This window comes from Synechococcus sp. H55.9, from assembly GCF_047462355.1.
GTDB lineage: Bacteria > Cyanobacteriota > Cyanobacteriia > Thermostichales > Thermostichaceae > Thermostichus.
Genome location: NZ_JANSJB010000004.1, coordinates 32,146 through 47,879 on the forward strand (window position 1 = coordinate 32,146; position 15,734 = coordinate 47,879).

14 protein-coding genes and 1 tRNA gene are annotated in these 15,734 nt (G+C 60.6%); 10 read left to right on the forward strand and 5 right to left on the reverse strand.

Going from position 1 to position 15,734, the window contains the following annotated elements; translation table 11 throughout:
- Positions 1–326 precede the first annotated feature (326 nt).
- From NW857_RS01185 to NW857_RS01210, 6 genes are all read left to right on the forward strand, one after another.
- Complete coding sequence (locus NW857_RS01185; RefSeq protein ID WP_414334458.1) at positions 327–1,952, forward strand: peptide chain release factor 3; 1,626 nt, start codon at positions 327–329, stop codon at positions 1,950–1,952.
- A 134-nt stretch (positions 1,953–2,086) separates the two neighbouring features.
- The gene (locus NW857_RS01190; protein WP_414334460.1) at positions 2,087–3,310 is read left to right on the forward strand and encodes an aminotransferase class V-fold PLP-dependent enzyme; all 1,224 of its coding nucleotides are present in this window, start codon (positions 2,087–2,089) and stop codon (positions 3,308–3,310) included.
- A gap of 153 nt (positions 3,311–3,463) precedes the next feature.
- The gene (locus tag NW857_RS01195) at positions 3,464–6,103 is read left to right on the forward strand and encodes a TIGR03960 family B12-binding radical SAM protein (protein ID WP_414367755.1); all 2,640 of its coding nucleotides are present in this window, start codon (positions 3,464–3,466) and stop codon (positions 6,101–6,103) included.
- Between the two features lie 778 nt (positions 6,104–6,881).
- Positions 6,882–9,047, forward strand: coding sequence for an Rne/Rng family ribonuclease (locus tag NW857_RS01200; protein WP_414334464.1), 2,166 nt, complete (start codon positions 6,882–6,884; stop codon positions 9,045–9,047).
- A 62-nt stretch (positions 9,048–9,109) separates the two neighbouring features.
- The gene (locus NW857_RS01205) at positions 9,110–9,742 is read left to right on the forward strand and encodes a ribonuclease HII (protein ID WP_414334483.1); all 633 of its coding nucleotides are present in this window, start codon (positions 9,110–9,112) and stop codon (positions 9,740–9,742) included.
- 21 nt (positions 9,743–9,763) lie between these two features.
- Positions 9,764–9,837: transfer RNA gene (locus NW857_RS01210), tRNA-Arg, on the forward strand.
- 170 nt (positions 9,838–10,007) lie between these two features.
- Here NW857_RS01210 and NW857_RS01215 read toward each other — a convergent pair.
- The 5 genes from NW857_RS01215 to gvpA form a co-directional block, all read right to left on the reverse strand.
- Positions 10,008–10,433, reverse strand: a complete 426-nt coding sequence (locus NW857_RS01215) for an LptA/OstA family protein (protein ID WP_414334466.1) — start codon at positions 10,431–10,433, stop codon at positions 10,008–10,010.
- Between the two features lie 74 nt (positions 10,434–10,507).
- Positions 10,508–10,840 carry a gas vesicle protein gene (locus tag NW857_RS01220; RefSeq protein WP_414334484.1) on the reverse strand — a complete coding sequence of 111 codons (333 nt, stop codon included), beginning with the start codon at positions 10,838–10,840 and terminating at the stop codon, positions 10,508–10,510.
- A 41-nt stretch (positions 10,841–10,881) separates the two neighbouring features.
- Positions 10,882–11,766: a gas vesicle protein GvpN gene (gene gvpN, locus NW857_RS01225; protein WP_414334468.1), complete on the reverse strand. Its 885-nt coding sequence runs from the start codon at positions 11,764–11,766 to the stop codon at positions 10,882–10,884.
- An 88-nt stretch (positions 11,767–11,854) separates the two neighbouring features.
- On the reverse strand, positions 11,855–12,862 hold the full coding sequence (gene gvpC / locus NW857_RS01230) for a gas vesicle protein GvpC (RefSeq protein WP_414334470.1): 1,008 nt from the start codon (positions 12,860–12,862) through the stop codon (positions 11,855–11,857).
- Between the two features lie 239 nt (positions 12,863–13,101).
- A complete protein-coding gene (gene gvpA / locus NW857_RS01235; RefSeq protein WP_011429717.1) occupies positions 13,102–13,320 on the reverse strand; it encodes a gas vesicle structural protein GvpA in 219 nt (72 codons plus the stop codon).
- 384 nt (positions 13,321–13,704) lie between these two features.
- Between gvpA and NW857_RS01240 the strand changes: the two genes are divergently transcribed.
- From NW857_RS01240 to NW857_RS01255, 4 genes are all read left to right on the forward strand, one after another.
- Positions 13,705–13,923, forward strand: coding sequence for an Hfq-related RNA-binding protein (locus tag NW857_RS01240; RefSeq protein WP_414367756.1), 219 nt, complete (start codon positions 13,705–13,707; stop codon positions 13,921–13,923).
- 147 nt (positions 13,924–14,070) lie between these two features.
- On the forward strand, positions 14,071–14,754 hold the full coding sequence (locus NW857_RS01245) for a V4R domain-containing protein (RefSeq protein WP_414334474.1): 684 nt from the start codon (positions 14,071–14,073) through the stop codon (positions 14,752–14,754).
- Entirely contained in the window at positions 14,751–15,002 is a 252-nt protein-coding gene (locus NW857_RS01250; RefSeq protein ID WP_414334475.1) for a hypothetical protein, read from the forward strand. Before NW857_RS01245 ends, NW857_RS01250 begins: the two co-directional genes overlap by 4 nt.
- Before the next feature lie 45 nt (positions 15,003–15,047).
- Positions 15,048–15,530, forward strand: coding sequence for a hypothetical protein (locus NW857_RS01255; RefSeq protein ID WP_414334477.1), 483 nt, complete (start codon positions 15,048–15,050; stop codon positions 15,528–15,530).
- Positions 15,531–15,734 lie beyond the last annotated feature (204 nt).

Sequence of the window (15,734 nt, forward strand, 5' to 3'; positions counted from 1 at the left end):
AACTGTTGAACGAGACCCATTGATCCCGATCCGCTCGGGTGGGAATTCCGCTCCAAAGGATCCCTGTCCTCGAGTGCCAGGCAACGGTAGAACCAAGTCCTGTGCTACGGTCAGAGTAGGTTACCCCCAGCTTTTCAGCCTGTGCTCCCTCCCCCGCTAGCGGACGGCCATCCCAGCCTTTTTCATTTCTACTCCTCGCTAGAGCTCTCCATCGTCTGCGAAGCAACAGCAGGGCCGCAAGGGGAGTGCCATCGCTATTTTTTAAGGGTCGCGTAGCGTCAGCGCGCTGTGAGACGAGCGGGTTTTGATTGGAGCAGTAACTTTTCATGAAAGCAGTAGATTTGGCCAACGCTATCCAGCAACGGCGCACCTTTGCCATTATTTCCCACCCCGATGCCGGGAAAACCACGCTTACGGAAAAGCTGTTGTTGTACGGGGGGGCGATTCAAGAAGCGGGGGCTGTAAAGGCCCGCCGCGCCCAAAAGCGGGTTACCTCCGACTGGATGGAGCTGGAAAGGCAGCGGGGCATTTCCATTACCTCGACCGTGTTGCAGTTTGACTACCGCAACATTCGCCTCAACTTGCTCGATACTCCCGGCCACCAAGACTTCAGCGAAGATACCTACCGCACCCTGGCGGCGGCTGATAACGCTGTGATGCTGGAAGATGCCGGCAAAGGGCTAGAACCCCAGACCCGCAAGCTGTTTGAAGTCTGTCAACTGCGGAAGTTGCCGATTTTTACCTTCATCAACAAGATGGATCGCCCCAGCCGGGATCCCTTGGAGCTAATGGACGAAATTGAGACTGAGCTCGGCCTCAAGCCCTATCCTGTAACCTGGCCGATTGGCTCAGGGGAGCGCTTTACAGCTTTGTTTGACCGACGCACGCAGGAGTTTCATTTCTTTGAGCGGGTCTCGCGGGGACGGCTGCGGGCCAAAGAAATGGTCATCAAGCTGGGGGATCCGCAAATTGAAGACTTGGTTGAAAAAGATCTCTATTACCAATTCAAAGAAGAGCTGGAGCTGTTGGATGGCCTCATGCCCAGCTTGGATCTCAAGCAGGTTCATGCTGGCAAGCAAACGCCGGTCTTTTTCGGCAGCGCCATGACCAATTTTGGGGTGGAGCTGTTTCTCAATGCGTTTCTGGAGTATTCTCTACCGCCAATGCCCCACGAGAGCACGGCAGGGCTGATCCCACCCGAACATCCTGAGTTTACCGGCTTTGTCTTTAAGCTGCAGGCCAATATGGATCCCCGCCACCGGGATCGCCTTGCTTTTGTGCGCATCTGCTCCGGCAGGTTCGAGAAGGACATGGTGGTCAACCATGCCCGCCTCAACCGCCCCATCCGCCTCTCCTATCCCCAAAAATTGTTTGCTCAAGAGCGCATCTCCATCGATGAAGCCTATCCTGGCGATGTCATCGGCCTCAACAACCCCGGCATCTTCAGGATTGGGGATACCCTCTACACCGGCCCGAAGTTGCGCTACGCCGGGATCCCCAGCTTTTCGCCGGAGCTGTTTGCCTATTTAAAAAATCCCAACCCCTCCAAGTTTAAGCAGTTCCAGAAAGGGGTATCAGAGCTGCAGGAAGAGGGAGCGGTGCAGATGATGTACTCCCTCGACGAGTCCAAACGGGATCCGATTGTGGCCGCAGTGGGCCAGTTGCAGTTTGAGGTGCTGCAGTACCGCCTGGAACATGAGTACAACGTCGAAACCCGGCTGGAGATGCTGCCCTACACGCTGGCCCGCTGGGTAGAGAATGGCTGGGAAGTTCTGGAGAACATCCCCAGCCTGTTTAACACCCTTATCGTCAAAGACATTCAAGATAGGCCCGTTCTCCTCTTTAAAAACGAGTGGACCTTGCAGCAATTCATCAGCAGCAACCCCAAAATCAAGCTGAGCAAAATCGCCCCCCTTGAGGATCTCAGTCCAGAGTCCAATGGCAGCCTGTAGAGGCATCCTAAAGAACTCTCCTCCCATCCGATGGTCTGACCGCAGCCCTGTCCATCTAGCCTTGACACTCTTAATTTTCTGGGCAAGCTGCTTGGACGCGGATCCCAGATTTTTGTAACCCAGGCGACTCAGCCATGTCTTTTTCCTCAAGTGCCGGATCGGATCCCTACTGCTTGGAAGCGGCTGCCAGTGCCGAGGCACCGCTTTGCGACCGCTCGTTGTGGGGGCTGGATCCCCAGGCCATTTTTTTGAATCACGGCTCTTTCGGTGCGACCCCGAAAAAGGTGTTGCAGGCCCAAAGTGCTTGGCAAGAACGCCTAGAGGCCCAGCCGGTGCAGTTTATGGGGGAAGAGCTGCCGCGGGCTTTGCGGGCGGCGGCGGCAGAGCTGGCCCAGTTTGTCGGGGCCGAACCGGAAAATCTCGTGTTTGTGGAAAATGCCACTGGCGGCATCAACACGGTGTTGCGCTCGCTGTCGTTTCGGCCAGGGGATCAGATTGCCTGTACCAACCATGGCTACGGGGCTGTCCGCCAGGCGTTGCGCTATGTCTGTGAACGCTGGGGGGCCGTGCTGGCGGAAGCGCAGATCCCCTTCCCCATTGCGGGGCCGGAGCAGGTTCTGGCAGCGTTTGCAGCCATTCTCACCCCCCAGACTCGGCTGGCGGTCGTGGATCACCTCACCTCGCCCACGGCCCTGATCTACCCCTTGGCGGAGCTTGTTGGCCTCTGTCGGCAGCACGGGATCCCGGTCTTGGTGGACGGGGCCCATGCGCCGGGGGTTCTCCCGTTGGAGTTGGAAAGCTTAGGAGCCGATTGGTACACCGGCAACGCCCACAAGTGGCTGTTTGCCCCCAAAGGCTGTGCCTTTCTGTGGGCGGCCCCCCACCGCCAGGCCCAAACCCATCCCCTGGCCATCTCCCACGGCTATGGGCAAGGGTTCACAGCCGAGTTCGACTGGGTGGGCACCCGCGATCCCAGCGCTTGGCTGGCCATCTCGGCAGCCCTGGCCTTCATCCGGGAGCTGGGGGTGGAGAGGCTGCGCCGGTACAACCACACGCTGCTGCTGCAGGCGCGGCAGTTGCTCTTGGAAAAACTGGAAGGGATCCCACCCGCCCCTGAGAAGATGTTGGGCTTCATGGCGACCCTGCCCTTGCCACCCTTCTGGCAACAGTGGATCCCGGAGCTGCCCTTGGCGGAGCGGGCCCGCCGCCTGCACGATTACCTCTGGCAGATGCACCGCATCGAAGTTCCCATCATTCCCTTTGCCGGCCAGCTTTGGGTGCGCATCTCGGCCCAGGTTTACAACCATTTGGCTGAGTACGAACAGTTGGCGCTGGCCTTGCAGCGGTTGCCGAAGTGATGTGCGCCCTCACCCCCAACCCCTCTCCCAGAAGGAGAGGGGAGATGGGGTTGAGAAAGAGTTTTGCTGTTCTATCCGCCCTGGGTTTGGGCTGCCGGGAAAGTTCGGCTAGAGTCAGATCAGTAGCTGCGTTCACTTCTTGCTCGGATCCCCATGCTCTCTCCGGCTGCCATGCAAGCCCATCTAGGCCCCATCGATCTGGATCGCCTGCTCACGCCTGAGATCCAGCGGCCAGCCCGCTACTTGGGGAAAGAATTCGGCGCCGCCCACCGCCCCTGGGACTCGGCGCGGGTGCGTTGGGTGCTGAGCTACCCGGAGCTGTACGAGGTGGGGGCTTCCAACCTAGGCCACATCATTCTTTACAACATCCTCAACGCCCAGCCGGATCAGTTGTGCGACCGCACCTATCTGCCAGGCCCGGATTTGGCGGCCCGGATGCGGCAGTTGCGGATCCCGCTGTTTGCCGTAGAATCGCGCCGCCCCTTGCGCGCTTTCCATATTATCGGCTTCAGCCTGGCCTACGAGCTGGGGGGCACCAACATCTTAGAGATGCTGGATCTGGCCGGGATCCCGCTCAAATGGTGGGAACGGCAAGCCTTCACCCCGCAAGAGTGTCCCCTGATCTTTGCCGGTGGGCCGACCGCCACCTCCAACCCAGAGCCCTTTGCCGACTTTTTTGACTTCTTCGTCTTTGGGGATGGGGAAGAGGTACTGCCGGAGATCGGCCAGGTCTTGGCCGGATCCCTGCACAAGCCCCGCCGAGAAGTGCTCTTGGAATTGGCCCAGGTGCCGGGGGTGTACGTGCCCCAGTTTTACGAGGGGATCCCGCCCCGACCCATCGTGCCCGGCGTGCCGGAGCGTATTCGCCGCCGCGTAGCGCTGCCCCAACCCCAATACGCTGTCGGCCTGGTGCCCTTGGTGGAGACCGTCCACGACCGCCTGGTGATGGAAGTGCGGCGGGGCTGTACCCGCGGCTGTCGCTTTTGCCAACCCGGCATGCTCACCCGTCCAGCCCGCGATGTGGAGCCGGAAGCAGTAGTGGAAGCAGTGGTGCAGGGCCTGCGCAAAACCGGCTACAACGAATTTTCCCTCTCCTCCCTCAGTTGCTCCGACTACCTTTCCCTGCCGGCGGTGGGGGCCGAGCTGCACAACCGTCTCCTTGGCCAGCAGGTTGCGCTCTCGCTGCCCAGCCAACGGGTGGATCGCTTCGATGGGCAAATTGCCGCCATCATGAAGGGATCCCGCCGCTCGGGGCTGACTTTCGCCCCAGAAGCCGGTACCCAACGGCTGCGGGACATTATCAACAAGGGCCTCACCGACGCCGACCTGATTCGCGGCATCCGCACCGCCGTCCAAGAGGGCTGGGACAAAATTAAGCTTTATTTCATGATTGGCCTGCCCGGCGAGACCGACGCCGATGTGCTGGGGATCGCCCGCACGGTCGAGATGCTGCAGCGGGAGTGCGCTGCCCTGGGCCGCAAGCGGGTGGAATTTACCCTCACCCTCTCCAACTTCACGCCCAAGCCCCACACCCCCTTCCAGTGGCACCGGGTAGACTACGCCGACGTGCAGCGCAAGCAGGGCCTGCTGCAAAAAGAGCTGCGGCGGCTGCGGGGGGTCAAGGCCCACTTCACGGATATCCGCTTCAGCATCCTAGAAGACTTTATCGGCAAGGGGGATCGCTCCCTGGGCCGCATGATCGAGCAGGCCTGGCGGGCCGGCGCCGGCCGGGACGCCTGGTGGGAAAACATCGACGCCGCCTATGCCGCCTGGGTGAAGGCCTACTGCGGCGAAGCCGTGGATCCCAGCGCCGATCCGGTCGCCCTCTGCGCCCATCTCCCCATGCGCGAGCTGGGTTTGGAGGATCCCTTGCCCTGGGATCACATCGATACCGGCATCGACAAAAAATGGCTGCAGAAAGACTACCACCGCGCCCTGGAAGCCATCACGGTGGAAGATTGTTCCTTTGAGAAGTGCTCCGCCTGCGGCATCTGCGGCCCCGGCTTTGGCCACAACATCGTTATCCCGCCCCCGCCCGTCCCGCCCCTGCAAAGCCGGCCCACCCCCACCCCGGATCCCCTGGAGCCGCAGCCGCCCGCCCAGCGCTTCCGCATCACCTACGGCAAAACCGGGGATCTGCGCTGGCTGGGCCACCTGGATCTGATGCGGCTGTGGGAACGGGCTTGTCGGCGAGCGGGGCTACCTCTGGCCTTCAGCGGCGGCTACCACCCCATGCCCCGCCTGGCCAACGCCAACGCCCTACCCATTGGCCAGGAAGGCTATGGAGAGATCCTCGATCTGGAGTTGCTGGAGCGGCCTGAGGGGCCCGTCACCCCTGAGGAACTGCGCGCCCTTCTGAGCGAACAACTGCCCCCTGAACTCTCCATCCGAGCCATCCAAGCGATCGGCCTGCGGGATCCCTCGGCCACCGAAGCCGTCTATGCTGCCGAATATCAGCTCACTGTAAGTTGCGAGTCGCCCACTGCCGACTGGCCGGCCTGGGTCACCCAGATCCTGGATGCGCGCGAGATCTGGATTGAGAAACGCTCCAAGTCGGGCAAATCCGCTCCCTTCAATGCCCGTGCCCTGCTCTACTACCTGGAGTTTCAGGGCTTGGCCCCCGACGGCAGCGCCCACCTTCTCTACCGCGGCAGTTGCCGCAACGACGGCGCCTACCTACGGCCCAACCAACTGGTGCAAATGGCCGAGTCCCTGGGGTTGCCCTGCTGGACGTTGCAGACGGCCAAGCGGCTGCGCCTGTTGTGGGAACACCCCCTGTCCGATCAGGATTAAGGATTTCCCAGGGGAGCAGCCCAGCTGTTGAGATCCGGTCGCATCAGCGTTGCGCGGCAAAATGGCCAAGTGCCTATCTGGGCTGAGGGATCCCACAAGCGCTATAATGCTGCTACTACTGGCTCCTGCCGCTGTGGGGCTTGCCGAGCATCAACCTGACCGAAGGCGGAGCGAGCAGCAGGCAAAGGTTGGGCCGGGTTTTGGAATGGAGACACTCTTAGCTCAGTACCCGGGGCAAGTAACAGGCACGGCGGGGTCAAACCATAGGTGAACAGAGGGATCTGACCGTTTGACCTAGCCCGGGCTATATCTTAACCCTGAGAAGGTGCTTCTTTCCACGTGCAAACCCCGTCTTGTTGTTGGCTCAGGCTGGGGTCGCACAATTGGGGTTCTGCAAGGAGCCAGCGTCCCATCTCCCGAGGCGGAGCCGTCATGCTTACTGAGCCTGTCGATTGAGCCCATCCATGAATCTCCATGCAAACCTCACCCCATTCATGCATCTCCACCGATGAGCTTTCGTTGCAAGCAGCAGAAGCCCCGCGCTGGACTCGCCAGGGCCAGCATCGGGTAGTTCACCTGAACTTAACTCGCCTCACCCCTTGGATGAGGAAGCTAATCGGTTCTATTCCGTCAGAGCAGAGCTTAGGGTAATAGACAACTCCATGATGAGTCGATCTTGGTTAAAGAAACTTGAGCGGATCCCGGCCAAAGGACGACGCCTCGCCCGAATGAGGGTTCAGTCCGCAACCGCGTGCCCTTGGGGCGGGGAGGAGGGTTAATGCCCAGGCAGATCGTCATTGCCGAGCAACATCGAGTGGCAGCCGTCTTCGCCGAAGACCAAGTGCAGGAGCTGATCGTCGCCAGCGGCGCTCACCAAGTGGGGGATGTTTACGTCGGGATCATCGAGAACGTTCTGCCCAGCATTGATGCCGCTTTTGTCAACATCGGCCCCGCCGAACGCAATGGCTTTATCCATGTCAGCGACCTAGGCCCGCTGCGCCTCAAACGCAACCATGCCTCCATCTCCGAGTTGGTCTTGCCCCAGCAAAAGGTGCTGGTGCAGGTGATGAAAGAGCCCACCGGCAACAAAGGGCCAAGGCTAACCGGAGATTTGGCCTTTCCAGGGCGGTATTTGGTGTTGCGGCCCTACGGCAAAGGCGTTCACCTGTCCCGGCGCATCGAGGATCGGGAAGAACGCAACCGTTTGAAATCCCTGGCTATCTTAATTAAACCTCCGCAGATGGGCCTGCTGGTACGTACCGAAGCGGAGGGGGTATCCGAAGAGGCGATAATCGACGACCTGGAGCAGTTGAAAAAGCTCTGGGAAGATATTCAACAGCAGTATCAGGCGGCACGGGAGCCAGGCCTGCTCAGCCGGGACGATGATTTCATTCAGCGGGTGCTGCGGGATGTCTACTCGGAGGACGTGAACCGCATTGTTACCGACTCTGTTGCTGGCGCAAAGCGGGTGCGCAGCTATCTGCAAGGTTGGAACAAGGGCCAGATGCCGCCTGGCGTCGTGGTCGATGCCCACCGCGAGCCCACCCCCATCCTGGAGTATTTCCGGGTCAATGCGGTCATTCGCCAGGCGTTGCGGCCTCGGGTGGATCTGCCCTCCGGTGGCTACATCGTCATTGAGCCCACCGAGGCCCTGACGGTGATCGACGTCAACTCCGGCTCTTTCACCCAATCGGCCACCTCCCGCGAGACGGTGCTGTGGACCAATTGCGAGGCCGCCACCGAGATCGCCCGCCAATTGAGACTGCGCAACATTGCCGGTGTGATCGTGGTGGATTTTATCGATATGGATTCCCGCCGCGACCAGTTGCTGGTTTTGGAGCACTTCAACAAGGCCCTCTCCAGCGACAAAGCTCGCCCCCAGGTGGCCCAACTCTCGGAATTGGGTCTGGTGGAGCTGACCCGCAAACGGCAGGGGCAAAGCCTTTACGAGATCTTCGGCCATTCTTGCCCCACCTGCGAGGGGCTGGGGATCCTGGCCCGTCTGCCAGGGGCGGAGCCGGGACGGCTGCTGACCGTCGAAAGTGGCCTGACTGTAACACTGCCCAGCGAGGCGGAGGAAGGGGATGAGGAAGAGGCTGGCCCGATCCTGCCCCGCGATGGCAACGCCCAACGGGCCCGTCTGCGAGTCGGGAGCGATGGGTTGTCTCGAGGCGATAGTCGCGCGCTGCTGCGGCGGTCACGCTCTGCCCCCGGACAACGACGCCCCAGCCCGGATCCCTTTTCGCCCTTTGCTGCCTCGGTCGATCTGGAGGAGCCACGGGTTGAAACCGAACGCAAGCGCTCCCGCGAAGACTGGGGGGATCCCCGCGCCAGCCAGCGCCTCGTTGTGCGCAGCACGGATACGCCTGCCGAAGAGGAAACCCCGGAGCCGCTTGGGGAGGATCCCCTGCAGGGGGGTGGAGCAGAGCCAAAGCGCCGCGAACCCCGCCGTTCTGGCCGCGCCGAGGAGGCAGAACCCACCCTACGCAAGAGCCACACTGCCCCGGCCCGAGCTGCTGGCGCCAGCGGGACGGAGTCCTCAGAAGGCCGTCCAGCTCCGCCACGGCAAACCATCACCGTGGAGATGACCCCGCTGCAACAACGGGTCTACTCGGAGTTGGGGCTATCGCCGCTGTTGCTTCTGGATCAGCCGCCACCTTGGGGCCGCGACCTGGCGGTTAGGGTGGTTCTGCCGGGAACTGTCAAGGCGGAAACCAGGCCAGAGACTGAGGCCACTGCTCAGTCGGAGGAGTGGGTGCCCGAAGCGGATGCCTTGCAGGAGAAGGAGCCGGTGGATAACCTTCCCCCACCCGAAATCCCCTCTGCTGAATCGTTCCCATCAGCGGTGGGGAGCACCTTGGCCGAGCCACCGGCGGAACAGGGGATCAGCCCTGCCCAGCAATCTCCGGCAGCCTCCAGGCGACGCCGCTCCCATAGCAGTTAGACCAGCCGGTTGAGCGCAGGAGCACGGTGGTCTGGTGGGTTGATGGCTCCAGGGCTGGCGTTGTGGGCAAGACGGCGAAGCCCAGTTTGGTTTGGGAGGGATCCCTTTGGCAACAGGGGATTCTCCGAGTGGCGGGGGTGGACGAGGTGGGGCGGGGGGCGCTGGCGGGGCCGGTGGTGGCAGCGGCGGTCATTTTGCCGGCCCAGATGGATCCCAAAACGCTGGAGGGAGTGAGGGATTGCAAACAACTGCGCCCGCCGCAGCGCACCCACTGGGCGGAGCGGATTCGCCAGGTGGCCCTGGCTGTGGGTATTGGCAGCGCCTCTGCCGCCGAGATCGACCAGCTCAACATTCGCCAGGCCACGCTGCTGGCCATGCAACGAGCGCTGGCGCAGGTGGGGGAAGTGGAGCACATCTTGCTGGATGGGTTGCCGTTGGCCGAGCTGGGATCCCGGCAGACGGCGCTGGTTAAAGGGGATCAGCTCAGCCTCTCCATCGCCGCCGCTTCCATCGTGGCCAAGGTCTGGCGGGATGCCCTGATGCAAAGCTGGGATCACCAGTACCCTGGCTACGGCTGGCGCACCAACGTGGGCTATGGCACGCAGGAGCACCGACTGGCGTTGCAAAACCTAGGGCCGACCCCGCAGCACCGCCGCAGCTTTTTCCCCTTGGCAGAAGGGAAAATCAGGCGATAAGATAGGTTATGCAATAGCGCTGCCCACGTAGCTCAGTGGACTAGAGCACTGGGTTCCGGTCCCAGGTGTCGGAGGTTCGAATCCTTTCGTGGGCGCTTCAAACGTACAGACGAGCCAAGTCCCTGCTGTAGGGCAGGGTGGGCATAACTTGCCATTGGGAACAGGAGCCAAAGCTGATTCAGGGGTGAACCACCCCATTGGCCTCAAACTCATATTCCTCAGGGGCGACCGGAACGCAGAGGGTTGATGGGCCAAACACTCGATCTCAAGGGCTTGCGGTCGGCTCTGGCAGCACGTAAACGGACTCCACCTGGCTCCCTGCTGCCGGCGCAGCCTGGATCGTGCCTTTTTCGATGTAATAGATGACCTTTTCTGCTTGCAACTGATTTTCCCCTTGGCGGATGGTGACCTGGCCCTCCAGCTCAATGCGTTGCTCCTGGCTGTAGTACACCGCTCTTTGGGCGCGGGCCGTGAGGCGCTCGGCAGGGAAGCTGAGGGTGACGTTGCCAGTGGCTATAAACACCCCCGTATTGGCATTGGCCTCCTGAACATCAGCGCTAATGCTGATGGCGCGCGGATTTTGCCCCCAGGCCGGGCCGGGGATCGCAAGCGCCACCACCACACCCATCGACCAGCCCAGCTCCCTCAGCCGGCCCAAAACCTTGCGATCGAGGTTGATCCCCAGTGCCATCCCATCACCTTGTCAAACCACCCCAGCAGCCAGTCTAGCCTGGGATCCCGGATCCCTTCTGACGGGGCAACGTGTTAATCGCTTCCATTTCCCCCCTTGGGCAGCCCTTGGGCCAGTTGCTTTTCCAGCTCGCTGACCCGCTGCAGTAACTGGCGGTTGGTTTCCAGCAGCTCCCGGGCTTGGCTGTTGAGATAGGGATCCGATTCCCACCAGTTGATCCCGATCTCCTTGGCCTTGTCCACCGAAGAGATCAACAGCCGGATGCGGACATTGAGCAGCTCCACATTGCCCACCGAAACGGTGATGTCTCCAGCAATAACAATGCCCTTATCCAGCACCCGCTCCAACACGTCGGCTAGCGAGGAGCCGTGAGTGGCCGTATTCAAGGGTTGAGAGCTAATCGGCACAGGGTTCATCGACCTCCAGAGCGCACCCACAGGCAGAAGACCTAGCCAGGCAGTTGGTCTAGCAGATAATTCAGCAACTGGGATCCCTCTTCATAGCGCTTGCCGGCCCGGGGCAACAGCACGTCGGCACACAAAGCGCGAAAGTCGGCATTGTCTTTGCTCACCGCCAGCTCGTGCTCCTTGACGATCCGCCCGATCATCAGACAACTGCGCAGGCTGGGGTGGCGGGTCAAATCCAGCTTGCGGCGAAAAGCCCGCACAATGTGCACGATCTTGAGCGCATCGGGGGCAGATAGACCAATGCGGGCAGTGAGGATCTCTTTTTCGGTCTCGATGTCCGGTTCCCCCATATCGATGGTGATCATCCGATCCAGCAGCGCATCTTGGGCCTTGTGAACCCCGGTGTATTCCTCTGGGTTAGAGGTAAAGATGGCCCGGAACTGGGGATGCACCCGCAGATATTCGGAGCGGTTGCTATCTGGCGGCAACACCAGCAGCCTCTCTTCCAAAGCGCTCAGGAGGGCGTTGTTGGCCTCAGGGCGGGAGCGGTTGAACTCGTCGTAGATAAGGGTAAAGCCCTCGCGGCAGGCCAAGGTGAGGCGGGCATCCACCCAGCGCTGCCGCACGTCTTCTTCCATTTTCACCACCGAGTGGATGAAATTATCCACCACCCGCCGATGGGTAAAGCCGGTGCGCCCGCCGATCAGGTCGGAAGAATCGAAGCGATCATCGCCGTAGATCAGCATGATGGGACGGCCCAGCAGGCTGGCCAGATGCATCGCCAGGGTAGTCTTGCCCGTGCCCGAAGGCCCCCGCAGATGCACCGCAAAACCCGATTGCAGATAGCGCAAAGCGCGGCGGGTAATCCGCTCGATGTAAGGAGTGTTCACAAATTGGCGGGGACGCGCCTGCAGAACCGTGGCCATAGCAATACCCAACTCTCAATTGCCTTGACGCTCTTGCCTTGACTATAGCCGCAACGGTCTTTTTGCGCTCCTAGGGACTGCGCTGGGCTCAGACCACAACCGTCGCTGACACCATACGCCGCAAGGTGGCCAAGATTTCCGAGGGATCCACCCCCAGATCCACTGCACCGCGGGCCAGCAGATCCCGCACCCGCTCCCGATCCCCGATCACCTGCAGCAACGTGACATCGGGATCCTGCGCTTGCAGGCTGGCCACATAGTCGTTGACGTAGGCCACGATGGGATCCGGCTCAGGGAAGGGCTCGGGCGGAACTGGCGGAGGTTCAGGTGGTGTCACAGGAGGAGGGGCTGTGTTGTCTGAGACTGGAACTACAGGCTCTGGTTGGGTAACCTCAGTCGAAATCGTTGCTGTAGCTTTGACCGAGCTCTCAGGCGGCTTATCACCCTCTTCAGATTCCTCAAGATCTGGGACAATGGGCCGATCCCCTGGGATCCCATTCCCCCACACCTGCTCGTGCAACGCCTTGCGGAAAGCTGTCAAAGCCTGCCGCAGAGCCTGGGCCTCTGCCCGCTGTTCTTGAGCAATCTGAGCCAGCTCCTGCTGCGCCAGTTGCCGCAAAGCTTGTACCCGTTGCCGCAACTCAGTATAGAAAGCCTGCCGCACTTGTCGGGTTTGGTTGGCCATGGCCTGCCGCGCCTGGGCACAGGTGCTCAGCAAGCTCTCCGCGGTCGCTGTCAAGTTGGCTTGAAAAGTCTGTAGCTCCTGCTGCTGGGCCTGCGATTGGGCGGCTCGTTCTTGGGCCATGCGAGAGAGAAGCTCCGCCACCGTTTTAGCCCGCTGCGCCGCAGCCGCCATGCGAGAATGCTCGTCCAAGGCTCGCTGCGCCGCCCGGCTCTGCTCCAGGTTGCGCAGTTGGCTGCGGGTTTGTTCTCTCTGCTGCCGTATTGCCTCTTGTCGTTCCTGGCAACGTTGTCTCAGCTCGGCCATCAGAGCGCGGTGCTGCTCCAGGCGCTGCTGCCGGGATCCGCTTAACAAACTTTGATTTTGAGCCGCCCGCCGGCTGCGGGCCGCGGCCCACTGTTCCTGCAAACTCATGGTGTGCAATCCCCTACGTCCTTCTCAATGCCTGGGCGAATGCAGTTCTCCGCTTTTTCCCAACTCGCTCTCCACCAGCACGGCCTGTAGCTCAACACCACCGCCCAACTCGATCCCCAAGCCGAAGCTAAGGAAACAAGGCAGAGATCGACAGCGGATCCCTGCCTCGCCTTCTCGACGACCCGACCCTTCGACCCCCGCGGTGTTGAAGGCAAGGGGATCGAGCGATTGGGTCAGATTTAGACGGCAGGGGCAGCAGCGGTAGCCGTCAGGCCCACAGCCTCGGCGTATTTCAGATAGGTTTCCACCGAAGCCACAACGACGCGCGCCTCAATGGCCAACAGCTCGATCCCCACCAAAGAAACCCGCACCCAGGCATCGACCACGATCCCTTTGTCCAAAATGCGGTCGATCACTTCGGCCAAGCTGGAAGAAGAGTTCACTTTCTCGACTGCCATAACGATCTCTCCTGCACAGATGATGGTTGAAAAAGACAAACAATTCTGTAGCAAAACAGCAGGCAACAAGGATCCCAAGCTGGGATTTGCCTTCCCCAGGGCGACAAGCGCACTTTCTGTCGCCCCAGCCCTATTCTGCTAACTTTTTTCGGGGAGAACACCCGTAGATTCGCTTAAAAAATACGGCAGGCCGACAAGACTTACCGTCTTTTCCAAGCGCCATCCCCCCTACATAGTACCCGCCGAAAGAAAAAGTGGGTCAGAGGGCAAGAGCGTTTTTGGATCCCGGCTATGGAGATTGTCCAGCCAAGGTGCGGGCCAGCAGGGATCCCCTATACTGAGAGCAGTGCGCTTGCCGTCCTTTCGCTGGCCAAGAGGGCTGCCGTGACCGAGTTCAACACCGGGATCCCAAGCGTGCGTCGCCTGCAAAAAGTGATCAAAGATCGAGAGATCCTTGAGGTAAAGCTCAACACCGGGGATGTCTTTGTCGGCCAGTTGCGCTGGCAGGATCCCGACTGCCTCTGTTTGGCCGATGCGGAAGGGCGGGAAGCGCTGCTGTGGCGCTCCGCCATCGCCTTCGTCAAAGTCAGACCTCCCTCCTAAACCCAAGTCCCCGCACTGGCCGTCGCTGGCTTCCCGGCAGCAGAGGCTCTTTTCTTGCAGCTATCGACGGCCCTGGCCAAAGCCCTCGGCGGAAAGGCTATGATTCAGCAAGAAGTGTGAAACAATGGACACCCTCTCTCCGCCCCTATGACAACCACTCCCCTCGAGTTGCCCCTGCAGCCTGCTGCCCAACGGCACAATCACTACAGCCGCGAAGACTTTTATCGTTTCGACCCCTCCCAGGGATCCCTGGTGGACTGGACGGGCGCGCGCAACGTCTTGGTAAGCGAAGACTTTATCCTGGGCCTACAGCAGGGCTTAGAAGAAGAAGTGGGGGATGCCTCTGCCTCGTTGATGTACACCATTGGCCGCGAGTGGGGGAGCAACGACGCGATCCACTTCTCCCGCTGGTTCGAGGAGGAGTATCGGCGCAAACCCAAGCAGAGCCACCTGATGTTCCTTTTGGAAACCTGGTGGTGGCCCTTGACCTCGCAAGGCTGGGGGCGCTGGGAGGTGGAGACTGAGGGCCGGCGGCAGGGATTTATTTTCATTAATTTGTTCGACTCCGCTGTGGCTCGCACCCTGGGGGATGTGGGTAAGCCCGTTTGCCACCTCTACGCCGGATTGTTTGCCGGGTTTTTTAGCGCCATGGTGGAACGGCAGCTCAACTGCATCGAGATCCAGTGCTATTCCATGGGGGAAAGCTACTGCAAATTTTTGCTCGGCAGCAAAGATCGCATCGATGCCGCTGCCTTTTGGCTCAACGAAGGGGCCAGCGCCGGCGAAATTGCCCAAAAGTTGCGCTCCGGTCAGGGAGTGGCCAAAGCATGACAGCAGAGGTTTTTCTGGAAGAGTCGGTGCAGAGCTTTTTTGCCCATTTAAATTGGGATAGCCGACCGCGGCAGAGTCCCTCGCTGCCCATGCCTTTTGTAGGGGTGCGGGAGTACTTCGGCTCCATCCCCTGGTCGGGGGATCCCCTGACTTTGGCGGCCCGTTCTATGGGATCCCTGTCGGCAGCGCTGCCGCCTCAGCCTGAAGAGAAACAGATTACTTTGGCCGATTTATTCAGCCTGTTTTGAACTCCGACACCCGCTGAGCACCCACCGACCCTTGGGAGGAGCGAGATGGTGAGCCCACTGGAGCAGATGCTAATTGAGGCAGAGGCCCGCTACCTCACACCGGAGCAACTGGAGCAGCTCAAAGCCTATGTGCTCGGCTGGCCCAAAAGGCTGCACGTGTACCGGGCCGTACGGGAGGGGGAGAGCCAGATGGTGAGCCGCACCCTAAACACCCTTCAAAAGGAGATGCCCAACCTTTCCTCTCAAGTGGTGGATCTCTGCCGGCGGCACCTGCTCCTGTTGCTGCGTTACAGCGCTCTGGCCATGTTGCTCCAGGACGAGAACCTGTTGAAGGAGCGGCTGATCGAGTGGATGGAGGAAGAGGTGCGCCTGTACAAGCTGCAAAGCGCCTACGAGGTTGCTTATCGGATTTGTCAGCAAGAGCTAAGGGATCATCTGGCCCCTGGAGAGCTAGAGTTTATTCGCCCCTTGATCACCCAGGCGCAAGCAGCTTTGCTCTCTTTGGACGGACTCAGATCAACTGAGTAGAGGTCTCTCCTGCTGAGTTTCCCAATTGCGCTGCCCTACTTGATAGCCCAGGGATCTTTGACATATGGCCGGCACCACCGCTATCCCCAATGGCTCCACCAGCTTCGACCCCTATACGCCTGTTTTGGGCAACTACTACGCGCCCAGCGCCTACCTGCAAAGTGACCTGGAGTCAGGCTTGCTGGAGAGTCGCCACGGTGACCG

Bases quoted from the DNA above. Each gene is read 5' to 3' on its own strand.
- gvpC (WP_414334470.1), bottom strand. From the start codon at position 12,862: ATGAGTTTGCAGGAACAGTGGGCCGCGGCCCGCAGCCGGCGGGCGGCT.
- NW857_RS01250 (WP_414334475.1), top strand. From the start codon at position 14,751: ATGACAGCAGAGGTTTTTCTGGAAGAGTCGGTGCAGAGCTTTTTTGCC.
- NW857_RS01190 (WP_414334460.1), top strand. From the start codon at position 2,087: ATGTCTTTTTCCTCAAGTGCCGGATCGGATCCCTACTGCTTGGAAGCG.
- NW857_RS01245 (WP_414334474.1), top strand. From the start codon at position 14,071: ATGACAACCACTCCCCTCGAGTTGCCCCTGCAGCCTGCTGCCCAACGG.
- NW857_RS01215 (WP_414334466.1), bottom strand. From the start codon at position 10,433: ATGGCACTGGGGATCAACCTCGATCGCAAGGTTTTGGGCCGGCTGAGG.
- gvpN (WP_414334468.1), bottom strand. From the start codon at position 11,766: ATGGCCACGGTTCTGCAGGCGCGTCCCCGCCAATTTGTGAACACTCCT.
- NW857_RS01185 (WP_414334458.1), top strand. From the start codon at position 327: ATGAAAGCAGTAGATTTGGCCAACGCTATCCAGCAACGGCGCACCTTT.
- NW857_RS01200 (WP_414334464.1), top strand. From the start codon at position 6,882: ATGCCCAGGCAGATCGTCATTGCCGAGCAACATCGAGTGGCAGCCGTC.
- NW857_RS01255 (WP_414334477.1), top strand. From the start codon at position 15,048: ATGGTGAGCCCACTGGAGCAGATGCTAATTGAGGCAGAGGCCCGCTAC.
- NW857_RS01195 (WP_414367755.1), top strand. From the start codon at position 3,464: ATGCTCTCTCCGGCTGCCATGCAAGCCCATCTAGGCCCCATCGATCTG.
- gvpA (WP_011429717.1), bottom strand. From the start codon at position 13,320: ATGGCAGTCGAGAAAGTGAACTCTTCTTCCAGCTTGGCCGAAGTGATC.